The organism is Pseudomonas sp. AC242 (assembly GCF_979258655.1).
In genome coordinates, this window is record NZ_OZ409873.1 from 301,496 (window position 1) to 315,523 (window position 14,028).

At 59.0% G+C, this 14,028-nt stretch carries 13 protein-coding genes and 1 pseudogene; 7 read left to right on the forward strand and 7 right to left on the reverse strand.

The features are described from left to right. Nucleotides 1-41: 41 nt before the first annotated feature. The 6 genes from ACZZ0A_RS01290 to ACZZ0A_RS01315 all read left to right on the forward strand — a co-directional run bounded on the left by ACZZ0A_RS01290 (nt 42) and on the right by ACZZ0A_RS01315 (nt 6,438). Nucleotides 42-347: a DUF3649 domain-containing protein gene (locus tag ACZZ0A_RS01290; RefSeq protein WP_095112645.1), complete on the forward strand. Its 306-nt coding sequence runs from the start codon at nt 42-44 to the stop codon at nt 345-347. Beyond that, nucleotides 344-1,930, forward strand: a complete 1,587-nt coding sequence (locus ACZZ0A_RS01295; RefSeq protein ID WP_463542415.1) for a PepSY-associated TM helix domain-containing protein — start codon at nt 344-346, stop codon at nt 1,928-1,930. Before ACZZ0A_RS01290 ends, ACZZ0A_RS01295 begins: the two co-directional genes overlap by 4 nt. Then, nucleotides 1,930-2,256 (forward strand): DUF3325 domain-containing protein, encoded by a 327-nt coding sequence (locus tag ACZZ0A_RS01300; RefSeq protein WP_007914161.1) that lies wholly within the window; start codon nt 1,930-1,932, stop codon nt 2,254-2,256. The genes ACZZ0A_RS01295 and ACZZ0A_RS01300 overlap by 1 nt, the downstream gene beginning before the upstream one ends. Before the next feature lies 1 nt (nt 2,257). Then, on the forward strand, nt 2,258-2,824 hold the full coding sequence (locus ACZZ0A_RS01305) for an RNA polymerase sigma factor (protein WP_463542416.1): 567 nt from the start codon (nt 2,258-2,260) through the stop codon (nt 2,822-2,824). Continuing rightward, complete coding sequence (locus ACZZ0A_RS01310; protein ID WP_463542417.1) at nt 2,821-3,810, forward strand: FecR family protein; 990 nt, start codon at nt 2,821-2,823, stop codon at nt 3,808-3,810. Before ACZZ0A_RS01305 ends, ACZZ0A_RS01310 begins: the two co-directional genes overlap by 4 nt. Nucleotides 3,811-4,008: 198 nt before the next feature. Beyond that, a complete protein-coding gene (locus ACZZ0A_RS01315; RefSeq protein WP_463542418.1) occupies nt 4,009-6,438 on the forward strand; it encodes a TonB-dependent siderophore receptor in 2,430 nt (809 codons plus the stop codon). 331 nt (nt 6,439-6,769) lie between these two features. Here the strand turns inward: ACZZ0A_RS01315 and ACZZ0A_RS01320 are convergent, their stop codons facing one another. Then, nucleotides 6,770-7,645 (reverse strand): AraC family transcriptional regulator, encoded by an 876-nt coding sequence (locus ACZZ0A_RS01320; RefSeq protein ID WP_095112640.1) that lies wholly within the window; start codon nt 7,643-7,645, stop codon nt 6,770-6,772. A gap of 139 nt (nt 7,646-7,784) precedes the next feature. Between ACZZ0A_RS01320 and ACZZ0A_RS01325 the strand changes: the two genes are divergently transcribed. Continuing rightward, complete coding sequence (locus ACZZ0A_RS01325) at nt 7,785-8,687, forward strand: DMT family transporter (RefSeq protein ID WP_463542419.1); 903 nt, start codon at nt 7,785-7,787, stop codon at nt 8,685-8,687. A 19-nt stretch (nt 8,688-8,706) separates the two neighbouring features. Here ACZZ0A_RS01325 and ACZZ0A_RS01330 read toward each other — a convergent pair whose 3' ends face one another. From ACZZ0A_RS01330 to ACZZ0A_RS01355, 6 genes and pseudogenes are all read right to left on the reverse strand, one after another. Next, on the reverse strand, nt 8,707-9,216 hold the full coding sequence (locus tag ACZZ0A_RS01330; protein ID WP_122598000.1) for a DUF2165 family protein: 510 nt from the start codon (nt 9,214-9,216) through the stop codon (nt 8,707-8,709). 147 nt (nt 9,217-9,363) lie between these two features. Continuing rightward, on the reverse strand, nt 9,364-10,338 hold the full coding sequence (locus tag ACZZ0A_RS01335; RefSeq protein ID WP_414916605.1) for a 2-hydroxyacid dehydrogenase: 975 nt from the start codon (nt 10,336-10,338) through the stop codon (nt 9,364-9,366). Between the two features lie 568 nt (nt 10,339-10,906). Then, nucleotides 10,907-11,188, reverse strand: a pseudogene (locus ACZZ0A_RS01340) (DUF6124 family protein); the annotation flags it as partial. Between the two features lie 61 nt (nt 11,189-11,249). Next, nucleotides 11,250-11,714: a hypothetical protein gene (locus ACZZ0A_RS01345; protein ID WP_123375723.1), complete on the reverse strand. Its 465-nt coding sequence runs from the start codon at nt 11,712-11,714 to the stop codon at nt 11,250-11,252. Between the two features lie 339 nt (nt 11,715-12,053). Beyond that, on the reverse strand, nt 12,054-12,428 hold the full coding sequence (locus ACZZ0A_RS01350) for a DUF6124 family protein (protein ID WP_463542420.1): 375 nt from the start codon (nt 12,426-12,428) through the stop codon (nt 12,054-12,056). Between the two features lie 394 nt (nt 12,429-12,822). Beyond that, a complete protein-coding gene (locus tag ACZZ0A_RS01355; RefSeq protein WP_007914118.1) occupies nt 12,823-13,791 on the reverse strand; it encodes a LysR family transcriptional regulator in 969 nt (322 codons plus the stop codon). Nucleotides 13,792-14,028: the final 237 nt, after the last annotated feature.

Sequence of the window (14,028 nt, forward strand, 5' to 3'; positions counted from 1 at the left end):
TCGGCTGATCGGCCGGACGTTTTTCGTTTCAGGGTCGAAACATGAAAGGCAAACTCGCCACACTTCCCATGTCCTATCGTCTGGCCGTCACCTCACGGGTGTTGGCCGCGGTGTTTGGCGGCTATCTCGTTGCGGCGCTGGCCAGTGTCACCCTGACACTGTGGCTGCCGCTGAGTCGTGCCGAAGCGGTGGTGACCGGCATGACCATTTCCTTTCTGGTCTACCTGGTGGCGGTGCTCTGGTGTTTTGCCTGTCGTACGGCATGGTCGGCCTGGGTCGGTTTGCTGGTACCGAGTGTGATTCTGGCAACTGTCTCTGGCGCGGCACGCGGATTGGGCCTGGCATGAAAGAGGGCTTTCGTCAGGCGATGGCCTGGCTGCACACCTGGGCCGGGCTGCTGTTCGGCTGGTTGCTGTTCGCGATTTTCCTGACCGGGACGCTGGCGTATTTCAAAGATGAAATCAGCCACTGGATGCAGCCGGAAATCCCTGCGCGATCGGTGAGTGCCGAGACCAGCCTGGCGCTGGCCCAGGATTATCTGCAGCAACACGCGGCTGGCGCCTCACGTTGGCTGATCGATCTGCCAGATGCCCGTGATCCCGCTCTTACCGTGCGCTGGCAGGCCGCGCCGGCGAAGCCCGGCGAGCGCGGGCGCTTCGAATCGAAAACCCTTGATGCGCAAACCGGCGCAGAAGTGCAGGGCCGCGACAGCATGGGCGGCGAGTTCTTCTACCGTTTCCACTTCCAGTTGCAAATGCCTTATCCGTGGGGCCGTTGGCTGGCGACCATTGCCGCGATGGTGATGTTCGTTGCGCTGATCACCGGGATCATCACCCACAAAAAAATCTTCAAGGACTTCTTCACCTTCCGCCCGCGCAAGGGCCAGCGCTCCTGGCTCGACGGGCATAACGCGGTGGGTGTGCTGGTGTTGCCGTTTCACCTGATGATCACCTACAGCAGCCTGGTGATTTTCATGTCGATGGTCATGCCGGCGAGCATCGTTGCGTCTTACGGCAGTGACGTGCGCACGTTTTATGACGAGGTTTTCCCGGCCACGAAAACACCCGAGCGCGCCGCTATCGCTGCGCCGTTGGCGGCCATGGCGCCGCTGTTGAGCAAGGCCCGCGAGCAATGGTCGGGCGGCCACACGGCGCGCCTTTCCGTGAGCAATCCGGGCGATGCCAATGCGACGGTGGTGCTGTCCCGTGCCGGCGACCGTGTGGTGCATGATTTCGGCCGCGCCGTGACCTTCAACGGTGTGACCGGGCAGATGCTCGGCAGCACACCTGACCAGCCGCTGGCGATGGCGGTGGGTGGCGCGTTCTATGGTTTGCACATGGGCCACTTCGCCGGGCCGGTCTTGCGCTGGCTGTACTTCATCTGCGGGCTGGCCGGCACGGCAATGATTGGCACCGGGCTTGTCATCTGGCTCGGCAAGCGTCAACTCAAACACGCCAAGAGCGGCGTGATGCCGTTCGAATTGCGGCTGGTGGAAGTGCTGAATATCGCCAGCATGGCCGGGCTGGTGTCGGCGGTCGCGGTATTCTTTCTGGCCAATCGTCTGTTGCCGGTGAGTCTTGCCGGGCGCGCAGATTGGGAGGTGAACGCGTTCTTCATGGCCTGGGGCTTGAGCGTGCTGCACGCGATGTTGCGACCGGGGCGCAAAGCCTGGGTTGAGCAGCTTGTTTTCGGTGCTGCGCTGTTTGTTGCGGTGCCGCTGATCAATGCGCTGACCACCCCTTGGAACCTCGGCGTGGCTTTGATGCAGAGCGATTGGGCGTTGGCCGGTTTTGATCTGACCTGCCTCGCAACCGGTGTGTTTCTGGCGTGGGCCGCGTGGAAAATGCAGCGTGCTGGCAACACCGTCAGCATTAAAAAGCCCCGCCGCGAACAGGCCCGGCCGATCACCCTTGAACAAGGGGCGAACTGATGCTCTTGCCCTTGTTGCTCACCTACACCGGATTCACCGCGTTGTGCCTGTCGATGCCTCGTCACCACGATGAATTGCTCGGTCACAAACCGTCCACGCGTCGCCGCCAGGGCCTGAAAGTCGGCGGATGGTTATTGCTGTGTTTGTCGCTTTGGGCGGCGGTGAAGGCCAATGGCTGGAGCTTCGGTCTGGTCGACTGGTTCGCCGTGCTGATGCTCAGTGCCCTGGCGTTGGTATTGTTGCTGCCGTATCGCCCGCGTTTCGCATTGGCGCTGGCCGGGTTCAGCCTGTTGGCCAGCCCGGTCGCCGCATGGGCGCAGTGCTGAAGTGCTGATCGATCTGCCACCGGAATCCCGCGACGACGAGCCGCGTGGGGCGCGTGCGCATTTTCTTCAGGTGTTCCTGTCCCAGCGTTCGCAAATGGAAGCGCTGGTGAACCGGCGCGTCGGTTGCCGGGCGACGGCGGCGGATCTGGTCCAAGATCTGTTTCTGCGTTTCTGGCGGCGACCGCTGGTGCAGGTCGAAGAACTCAGCACCTATCTGCTGCGCTGCGCCGGCAACATCGCCATCGATCATCTGCGCAGCGAAGGCACACGCACGCGCGTCAACGAAGGCTGGCAACCGGAGGCGCCGGACAGCCACGGCAGCGAACCGCAAGCGGCGCTGGAAGCGGGCAATGATCTGAAGCATGTCGAAGCGGCGTTGCGCGCCTTGCCCGAGCGCACCCGGCAAATCTTTTTGCTCAATCGCATCCACGGTCGCAAATACGCGGACATCGCCAAAGCCATGGGCCTGTCCCAAAGTGCCGTGGAAAAACATATGATGCGCGCCCTCGAGGCCTGCAAGGCCAGCCTGCGCGAACCCGCGCCACGCCTGCCAGGGAACGCACCGTGAAGCCATCCGACTCCGTCATCCCCACGCCCGCGCAAGAGCAGGCCGCGTTTGCCTGGCTGAGCCTGTTGCATGATCGGCCGAGTGCCGGCGATCAACTGACCTTCAGCCAATGGCTGCGCGCTGATCCGGCGCATGCCGAAGCGTATGCGCAGGCGCAAGTGCTCTGGGAATTGAGCGAAGGCCCGGCGCGAACGCTGGCCGATGAAGAAGCCTCGGCGTTGCAGGGCTACCTCGATGCGATGGATCGCCCGCGTCGTCCAGCGCTGTTGCGATGGTCGGGGGCGCTGGCGATGGCGGCGTGTCTGTTGTTGATGGTCAGCCTCGGCACCGGCTGGCAGCCGCAGCGCTGGATCGATGATCTGGGCGCGGATTACGTTTCAGCGCCGGGGGAAATTCGCACCGTGACCTTGGCTGATCAATCGCAAGTAACGCTGGATGCTGACAGTGCGATTGCCGTGGATTTCAGCCGTGGCGAGCGGCATGTCCAGTTACGTCGCGGTGCCGGGTTTTTCACGGTTACGCACACCGGCGAGCCCTTTATGGTCGAGGCCGAGAAAGGTCAGGCGCGGGTGCTCGGCACGCAATTCGAAGTGCGACTGCAACCGCATGGCGCGCAGGTCACGGTGTTGTCCGGGCGCGTTGGTGTGACGGCGGATCGCGATGGCGAACAACAGATTCTCACCGCCGGCCAGCAAGTTGCTTACGCTGAAGGCACGGCAGAAAAACTTCATGCGGTGGACAGTGAGGCGCAGTTGGCATGGCGTCAGGGCTGGCTGACTTACTACAAGTCGACGCTGGCCGATGTGGTCGAGGATCTGCGGCGTTATTACCCGGGACGGATTGTATTGCTCAACGATGAGCTGGCGGCGCGCAAGGTCAGTGGCAGTTTTCCGAGCAAGGATCCGCAGGCGGTGCTCAGTTCACTGCAAGGGGTGTTGGGGTTTGAGCAGCATCAGGTGTTGGGGCATCTGATTATTTTGCGTTGAGGCAAAGTCAAAAGATCGCAGCCTTCGGCAGCTCCTACAGGGATCGCATTCCAATTTAGGAGCTGCCGAAGGCTGCGATCTTTTGATCTGCAAAAATATTTTCGGATTTGTGGTGAGGTAAACCCGAGCCCCATCCGTGTAGTGACTGAAACTGCGATTCATTCGCATCCGTTGCGGTTCTACACAGGTCATTGAGTCATGAAGTCCAGGGCAAAATCGGGTTCGGTCAAACAGTGGTTGGGCGTGTCGGCATTGAGTTTTTCGGCATTGGCATTGCTGCCGATAAGCGTGTCTCTGGCCGCTGAAACTACCAGCAGCCAGGCGCAAAAGCAGTTCAGTTTTTCCCTGGCCGCCAAGCCGCTGCCGCAAGCCTTGAGCGACTTCAGCCGCGTCACCGGGCAAAGTGTGGTCTACACCGACGAAGCGCCGTACGGCCTCACGGCGCCAGCAGTCAATGGCCAGATGAGTGCCGAGCAAGCGCTGCAACGATTGCTCAGTGGCTCTGGCCTGAACTTCCGCCGCACCGATAGCCACACGCTGGCGCTGGAGCCGAAACCCACCGAAGGCGCGTTGAACCTCGGCGCCACAACAATCACTTCGATGCGCGACGAGTCGATGAGCTACCAGCCGCCGCAAACCAGTTCGGTGATGCGCTCTTCGGCGTCGTTGCAGGAAATCCCGCAGACCGTCAACGTCATCCCGGCGCAAGTCATCCGCGATCAGGCGCCGCGCAATCTGGATGACGCGCTGGCCAATGTCAGCGGCATCACCCAGGGCAATACCTTGGGCAGCACTCAGGATTCGGTGATGACCCGCGGTTTCGGTGACAACCGTAACGGCTCGATCATGCGCGACGGCATGCCGATCGTGCAGGGGCGTGGCATGAACGCCACGGTGGATCGCGTCGAAGTGCTCAAAGGCCCGGCCTCGTTGCTGTACGGCATTCAAGACCCCGGCGGCGTGGTCAACCTGGTCAGCAAGAAGCCTGAACTGACGCAATACAACGCTCTGACCTTGCGCGGTTCGACTTACGGCGACGGCAAGAACGGCAGCGGCGGCACCTTCGACAGCACCGGCCCGTTGGGCGATTCCGGGCTGGCCTATCGCATGGTGCTCGACCACGAAGATGAAGATTACTGGCGCAACTTCGGTACCCACCGTGAAACCCTGATCGCGCCGTCGCTGGCCTGGTTTGGCGAGAGCACCAAGCTGTTGTTCGCCTACGAGCACCGCGAATTTCTCACGCCGTTCGACCGTGGCACGCTGATCGATCCACGCACCAATCACCCGCTGGATATCTCGCGCAAGGAGCGTCTGGACGAGCCGTTCAACAACATGGAAGGCCGCTCGGACCTGTATCACTTTGAAGCTGATCACGAGCTCAACGACGACTGGAAAGCGCACTTCGGTTACAGCTGGAACCGCGAAACCTACGACGCCAGCCAAGTCCGCGTGACCGCCATCGACACCAACAAGGGCACGCTGACCCGCAGCATGGACGGCACAAAGAACGCGATCAGCACTGACCGTTTCACCACCGCCAGTCTTGAAGGCAAGGTCAAAGTGCTGGGCATGCAGCATGATCTGGTGTTCGGCGTTGATGACGAGTACCGCAAGATCTACCGCGAGGACTTGATCCGGCAGAAAAGCCTGACCACCTTCAGCTACGTCAATCCGGTGTATGGCCGCGAAGTCGCCGGCACCACCGTTAGCGCTCCCGACAGCGCACAGACCGATGAACTGCGCAGCGATTCGGTGTTCATGCAGGACTCGATTCACCTTAACGACCAGTGGATTCTGGTCGCCGGCGGACGCTTTCAGGAGTACGACCAGTACGCCGGTAAAGGCGTACCGTTCAAGGCCAACACCGACAGCAACGGGCAGAAGTGGGTGCCGCGCGCCGGTCTGGTGTATCGCTACACCGACGCCTTGTCGTTCTACGGCAGCTATACCGAATCGTTCAAACCCAACTCGACCATCGCCCCGCTGAGCGGCAGCAGCACCGTGCTCGATGGCAGTATCGCGCCGGAAGAGGCCAAGTCGTGGGAACTGGGCGCGCGCCTGGACATGCCGGGGCGGGTGACCGGTAACATCGCGTTGTTCGACATCAAGAAACGCAACGTGCTGGTGGCCAACTCCGAAGGCCCGACCACGATTTACAGCGCCGCCGGCGAGGTGCGTTCGCGGGGTCTGGAAATGGATTTGACCGGGCAGTTGAGTGATCACTGGAGCATGATCGGCAGCTACGCCTACACCGATGCCGAAGTGACCGAAGACCCGGATTACAAAGGCAAGCGCCTGCAAAACGTGGCGAAGAATTCTGGTTCGTTGTCGGCGGTGTATGACTTCGGCAGCGTGATCGGCGGCGACCAGTTGCGCGTCGGTGCCGGGGCGCGTTATGTCGGGGAACGTGCGGGTAACGCGGTGAATGATTTTGATCTGCCGAGTTATACCGTGGCCGATGCGTTTGCCACTTACGACACCAAGGTTGAAGGGCAGAAGGTCAAGTTTCAGCTGAATGTGAAGAACCTGTTTGATCGCACGTATTACACCTCGGCGGCGAGCCGGTTCTTTGTGTCGATGGGGGATGCGCGGCAGGTTTCGCTGTCCAGCACGTTGGAGTTTTAAGGCAAGATCAAAAGCCCCTCACCCTAACCCTCTCCCCGAGGGAGAGGGGACTGACCGTGGGATATTCGAGAGATACACCGACCTGAAAGTAATGCTTGGAATCCATAATCGACTCGATCATTCAGGTCGATGTACAACGCCAGACACCGCGGTCGGCTCCCTCTCTTTGGGGGAGAGGGGACTGACCGGGGGATATTCCTGAGGTACACCGACTTGAACGTGATGCTTTGAATCCATAATCGATTCGGTGTTTCAGGTCGATGTACAACGCCAGACACCTCGGCCGGCCCCCTCTCCCTCCGGGAGAGGGCTGGGGTGAGGGGAGAAGGGGTCAACGCAAAAACGCCTGCCGATACTCCCCCGGCGTCCCGCCCAAAACCTGCTTGAACCGATTAGTGAAATGACTGGCACTGGCAAACCCGCACGCCAGTGCAATCTCACCCAACGGCAACGCCGTCCCGCGCAACAACTCCCGCGCCCGGCTCAAGCGTCGCGCCAGCACGTATTGGTGCGGCGGCAGGCCGAAACTCGTGCGAAACATCCGCGCAAAGTGGTATTCCGACAGGGCACACAACCCGGCCAATTGTCCGAGGCTGATCGGCTCGGCCAACTGAGTGTCGATAAGATCCACCAGTTGCCGACGCTGGTGCGGCGCCAATCCGCCCTTCAAACGCAGACCCTGACGCGCGCCAACCTGACTGAGCAAGGTATGGGTGATCAATTCATGGGCGAGGCTGCTGGTCAGCAAGCGTTCGGCAGGTTCGTCCCAATTCAGCGTCAGCAACTGCCGGAAGCGCTGCGCCTGTTGTGGATCTTCGAGAAACGTCTGCTCGCGCAACTGCATCTCACGCGGTTCGCGATCGAGCAACGTGACGCAACCGAGGGCAAATTGTTCGGCGCTGAAATACAGATGCGCCAAGCGGATATCACCGTTGATCACCCAGCCTGACTCGTGATCGGCCGGGAGGATGCACAGCTTGTCCGGCCCGCCTTTCTGACCGGGTTGATCGCGACGAAAGGTACCGGTGCCACCGGCGATGTAGCAGGACAGGGTGTGATGGCTCGGCGCTTCATAATCCTGCGCATCGTGGTGGTTGGTCCACAAAGCGGCAGACAAGCCGTCGCCGAGCTCGGCGCTGTGCACAAGACGTGCGTTCGGCGAGCTGTTTAGCGCTTGAAAGACTTGCAGGGTATCGATGGCGGCCATGATCGGTTCTCTTCAACGCCTTGCATCCTACTCCGTAGACGTCTTGCTGCCAGCCTGCCGCCAGACAAAAGCGCAAGATTCTGCAAGCGCGCAAACCGGGCTCGGGCAGACACTCAAGGCCTATCGAGGAGTGTCTGCCATGAACCTGTCGTTGTATTTGTTGACCGTGCTGATCTGGGGCACCACCTGGATTGCCTTGAAATGGCAACTGGGCGTGGTGGCGATTCCGGTGTCGATCGTCTATCGCTTCGGCCTCGCCGCGCTGGTGCTGTTTGCGTTGTTGCTGCTCAGCCGACGGCTGCAACCGATGAACCGCCGCGGGCACTTGATCTGCGTGGCTCAGGGTTTGTGTCTGTTCTGCGTCAACTTCATGTGCTTCCTGACCGCCAGTCAGTGGATTCCCAGTGGTCTGGTCGCGGTGGTGTTTTCTACCGCAACACTGTGGAACGCGCTGAATGCGCGAGTGTTCTTCGGTCAACGTATCGCGCGCAATGTGCTGATGGGCGGTGCGCTTGGGTTGTTCGGCCTGGGAATGCTGTTCTGGCCGGAACTGGCCGGGCATCAGGCCAGCCCGCAAACCTTGCTCGGTCTGGGCCTGGCGTTGTGCGGCACCTTGTGTTTCTCGGCGGGCAACATGCTCTCGAGTCTGCAGCAGAAAGCAGGTCTCAAGCCGCTGACCACCAACGCCTGGGGCATGGCCTATGGCGCGGCGATGCTGTCGGTGTGGTGCCTGGTCAAGGGCATTCCGTTCGACATGGATTGGAGCCCGCGTTACGTCGGTGCGCTGCTGTATCTGGTCATCCCGGGCTCAGTGATCGGTTTCACTGCGTATCTGACGCTGGTCGGACGCATGGGCCCGGAGCGCGCGGCTTACTGCACCGTGCTGTTTCCGGTCGTGGCGCTGAACGTCTCGGCTTTTGCTGAAGGTTATCAGTGGACAGCGCCGGCGCTGGTCGGTCTGGTGTTAGTGATGCTGGGCAATGTGTTGGTGTTCCGCAAATCCAAGGTGGTCGTGGCGCCAGTACAGGGAAAGTTGGCTTGAAATAAACGAGCGCTGAACTTCAGCGCTCTACTTTCAAGGTGATGTAAATCATTACCGGGAAGATGAAATCAACGATATGTCGCGCCCAGTCCTTGGCATTCCATGATTGCGAAGTGTCCATGTCGAACCATTCCACACCCACGGTTTGCAAACAGACGTAATAAATGAAGATTGCCGCCAGTATGCCCATGATCGAGAACTTTTTTGCCTCGTGGAATACTTCTGCGGACGCATTTATGTGGCGATATAGCTGATACGTGCCTATCAGGCACAGCACGGTATACGTGACTTCCAGCGTGATGATGAACCAGTAGATCCGGTGATGGATCATCGGTGATTCAATGGCTCGGTACTTGATGGTTTCACTGGCCGTGGTGGTGTCCATACTCAGGATATGCGCCACGTAGGTGTAGTTTGAATTGTAGTCGGTAAAGTTGTGGATCATTACCAGCACGCCAAAGAAGCTGATGTAAGCCATTAATATGACTTTGCTGTAACGAATGAGTTTGTCGGTTGTCAGGGTGTTCAAGGTATTGGCTCTCCATAGCGTTTGTCGATTATTCGACAGGCAGGCAGAGCTTATAATGCTGTTGTTTGATTGGCTTTTTTGTTCAATTTCAAGTTGTGTAACGCGTAACTAACGGGCAAGTGCGATAACGCACTTGCCCGTATTTTTTTATCCGCGCCAGACTTGCGGGTTGACCAGATCCTGCGGGCGTTCGCCGAGCAGGGCACTACGCAGATTGGCCAGCGCACGATTGGCCATGGCTTCGCGGGTTTCATTCGTCGCGGAGCCGATGTGCGGCAGAGTCACGGCATTGCTGAGCTGGAACAGCGGCGACTCGGCCAGCGGTTCTTTTTCGTAGACGTCGAGGCCGGCGCCACGAATGCGCTTGTTTTGCAGGGCTTCGATCAACGCCGGTTCATCGACGACCGGGCCACGTGAGATGTTCACCAGGATGGCGTCGGGTTTCATCAGCGCCAGTTCGCGATGGCTGATCAGGTGGCGGGTCTTGTCGCTGAGCGGCACCACCAGGCAGACGAAATCGGCTTCGGCGAGCAGTTGATCGAGGCTGCGAAATTGCGCGCCGAGTTCCTGTTCCAGTTCGGTCTTGCGGCTGTTGCCGCTGTAGATAATCGGCATGTTGAAACCGAAGCGGCCACGGCGGGCGACGGCGGCGCCGATGTTGCCCATGCCGACAATGCCGAGGGTTTTACCGTGGACGTCACAGCCGAACAGTGGGGCGCCGACGCTGGCTTGCCACTGGCCGGCCTTGGTCCAGGCGTCGAGTTCGGCGACGCGGCGGGCGCTGCTCATGATCAGGGCGAAGGCGAGGTCGGCGGTGCTTTCGGTGAGCACGTCGGGGGTGTTGGTGAGCATGATCCCGCGTTGGTTGAAGTAGTCGAGGTCGTAGTTGTCGTAGCCGACGGAGACGCTGGAGACCACTTCGAGTTTTGCGGCGTTTTCCAGTTGTGCGCGGCCGAGTTTGCGGCCGACGCCGATGAGGCCGTGGGCGTGGGGCAGGGCTTCGTTGAATTGGGCGTTGATGTCGCCGTTCTTTGGATTTGGGACGATGACGTCGAACTCCTGTTGCAGGTGTTCGATCATGGGTGGGGTGATGCGGCTGAAGGCCAGGACAGTCTTTTTCATCGTTGTTGGCTCTTGTTCGGGCTTGATACCAAGCACGCTAACATTTCTGGCTCGGGGTTGTCTTGGCGGCCTCTGGGCCGACCATGTTGTGGGTGTGCTTGGTGAATATCCGTTGCTGCGGTAACGGCGGCTTTGGGTTCCGCCCTGACGGCGGGTCACCTTTTCCAAACGCCGAAAAGGTAACCGAAAAGGCTTGCTCCTACGTGCGGCCCGCTCGCTGGGGCTCGGGGTTCCTTCGCTCCGGGATCGATCCGGGCGCAGCGCCTACGGTTTGCTTCGCTGCACCTCCTCTCGCTGTGTTTGGCTTCGCCAAACGGTCGCTGCGCTCCCACGCCCGGATCAATCCCTCCACTCAGCCTTCCGACGTCGCCCGTGGATCAAGAGCAAGATCAAGAGCAGGCGAGTTGACACTCGGCCTATTGAGTGATGAAGAGCGGGGCGTGGTCGGCTTTGGATTTGTGGGCATTTCAAAATTTGAGTTCGACTCGGTATTTCACGTCGGTGTAACTCGCCCAAACACCTCGGTCAGTCCCCTCTCCCTTTGGGAGAGGGTTAGGGTGAGGGGCTCTTAGTTGTGTGCCGGGGATTTCGGGATTTCGTGGTTATCCAGCACGCGATTCACCGCCAGTTCGGCGAGCATGATGATCTGCTGAATCGCCAGGATCGTCCGTCGTTGCGCCAGGATCGTCCGTCGTTGCGCCAGGATCGTCCGTCGTTGCGGCAGGTCGATGTAGGCGGCGATGTCGCTGGTCATCAGGCTGGCTTGTGCCAGTGATTCGCAGGCGTGGACCAGCAGGCTTTCGCTGTACTGTTCGGGGGAGATCTGAAACACGGTGGCTTTGGGGAAGCGGTATCAACATTGGCTGATACCTGCTTGTGTCCGCACTTGGGTCAGACTTTGCGATCTACCTTTACACCTCGATAGTTTCAAGGCCTTTGACATCAATCTGACCATCATGAACTTGATGCAGCTCATTTGTGTCGAAATCTACAAAACTGAAGTTGAAGGCTGCCTTGAAAATGCCTTTGGCAATGTTGAACTCTTCTACAACAATGAACCCTGCATTTTTAGCGCTTGTATAGCCTTTTGTATGTGAGCCTGAGGTATATGAAAATCTGAACGGAGAGGGAAAGTGCTCCGTGCTGAATTCATTCCTCCCAAGCTTAATATTTGCGTCAAAAGTGAGGTTGATAGTGAATGAGGTGGTAGAGGATTTTTGGTAGGTTGCTTTTAGCGCGACTATCTTGTTATCGGTAATAAAAAGGTCGGGTTTTCCTTCGAACTTGTCGGTGATATAGTCTTTGTTTAGTTTGGCAATTACAGTGCCTTCACCTGATTTCTTAAGTTTGTCGAGTTCCAGATCTTTAATGGACATGTCTTGCTCCTTCAAGGTTAGGTTGGTGTGACGACATCCATTGTTCGGCTAAAGCGATAAAATGGGCACTGTCAGATCTGACAGGTCTCCTATATCGATTGGCTATTAAAAATTAATCTGAAGATGATTTTTGGAACTTGATTGCCCACTTCAGGTTTGCGTCCATTGGACAATGCTTAATTGTGTCAGGCCGTCATCCGGCATCATTCAAGGGAGAGGGAGCCGATTTCTGAGCCTTTCAGAGTTTGAATTCGACTCGGTATTTCACGTCGGTGTAACTCGCCCAAACACCTCGGTCAGTCCCCTCTCCCTTTGGGAGAGGGCTAGGGTGAGGGGCTTTTAGTTGTGTGTCGGGGAATGGGGGATTTCGTGATTATCCAGCACGCGGTTCACCGCCAGTTCGGCGAGCATGATGATCTGCTGAATCGCCAAGATCGTCCGTCGTTGCGGCAGGTCGATGTAGGCAGCGATGTCGCTGGTCATCAGGCTGGCCTGGGCCAGTGATTCGCAGGCGTGGACCAGCAGGCTTTCGCTGTCCTGTTCGGGGGCGACCTGGAACATGGTGCTGGGTTTGTGGAAGCGCAGGGTGAGGGCGTTGGGTTTGAGGTAGTGGTCGAGGGCGCGTTCGGCGGCTTCGTGGAATTTCTTCGAGCCGGGGAATTCGTAGGGGGTGGTGTCTTCCGCTTCAGGCGGATTGGGACTGTGTTTGATCATGGCAATATCCTTTTAAAGAGATGGAGCTGCCATGCTTCGTTTTCCAGGCGAAAGGGGTGGCAGCTGTACGCGGACTGGAAAAACCGGCAAAGGATCAAACCCGGCAGACCCGGAGGTCTCCCACGTACAGCCGCCATAACAAAACTTCGGCGCCGAAAAAGCGCGGCATTATGTCATGTGCTGTGATCCTGCGGGTTTTCCAGACCCGGTCGCTGATGCGTCAGCGACACCCAAATCCTAGCCACGGCACTTCCGACGGACAACCGTCAAAACCTGTCGGAAACATCCGCGAAATTGCCGTTTCTGTAGGCTCGGCCGTAGGCTGCGATTAAACAGCAAGATCAAAAGATCGCAGCCTGCGGCAGCTCCTACAGGTTTCGTGGTGTGTTGAAAATCAGTTGGCGACGCGCGCGCCGGCGAGGCTGCCGCTTAATTCGTAAGCGGCCAATTCCGCCTGATGCGCCGCGAGAATTTCCGGCAACGACCCACGCAAATACTCAACCCACGTCTTGATCTTCGCATCCAGATATTGCCGCGACGGGTAGATCGCATACAGGTTCAGTTCTTGCGAGCGATAGTTCGGCATGACCCGCACCAGCGTGCCGTTGCGCAAACCTTCGATCGCCGCATACACCGGCAGCACGCCCACCCCCATGCCGCTGGTGATCGCGGTTTTCATCGCGTCGGCGGAGTTCACCAAAAATGGCGAGCTGTTGATGGTGACCATTTCCTGGCCTTCCGGGCCGTCGAAGGCCCACTTCTCCAACGGAATCACCGGGCTGACCAGGCGCAGGCAAGCGTGGTTGAGCAGGTCGCTGGGTTTTTGCGCGGCGCCGTTGGCTTTCACGTAGGCCGGCGAAGCGCAGACGATGCTGTAGGTGATGCCCAGCCGTTGCGAGACAAAACCCGAATCCGGCAGTTCGCTGGCGAGCACGATGGACACGTCGTAGCCCTCGTCGAGCAGGTCCGGCACGCGATTGGCCAGGGTCAGGTCGAAGGTGACGTCCGGGTGGGTTTTGCGGTAGCGGGCGATGGCGTCGATGACAAAGTGCTGGCCGATGCCGGTCATGGTGTGCACTTTCAGTTGCCCGGCCGGGCGGGCGTGGGCGTCGCTGGCTTCGGCTTCGGCCTCTTCGACGTAGGCGAGGATCTGCTCGCAGCGCAGCAGGTAGCGTTTGCCCGCTTCGGTCAGGGCGATGCGCCGCGTGGTGCGGTTGAGCAAGCGGGTTTGCAGGTGGGCTTCCAGGTTGGAGACCGCGCGCGAGACGTTGGCGGTGGTGGTGTCGAGTTGCACGGCGGCGGCGGTGAAGCTGCCGGCTTCGGCGACACAACTGAAGGCGCGCATGTTTTGCAAAGTGTCCATGGGGTGCTCTCAAGGGAGATGGCAAATTGTGACACGAAGTTTCGGGGGCTGAGACCCCAGACTTAAGGATTATCTCGTTAACCGTAACAAAGATTCACAGAAATCCCAGCTTATCGCCGTACAGGGCGTTCCATAGAATTGCGCCGATCCCTGTAGGAGCTGCCGCAGGCTGCGATCTTTTGATTTTGTTTTAAGGGAATCAAGATCAAAAGATCGCAGCCTGCGGCAGCTCCTACA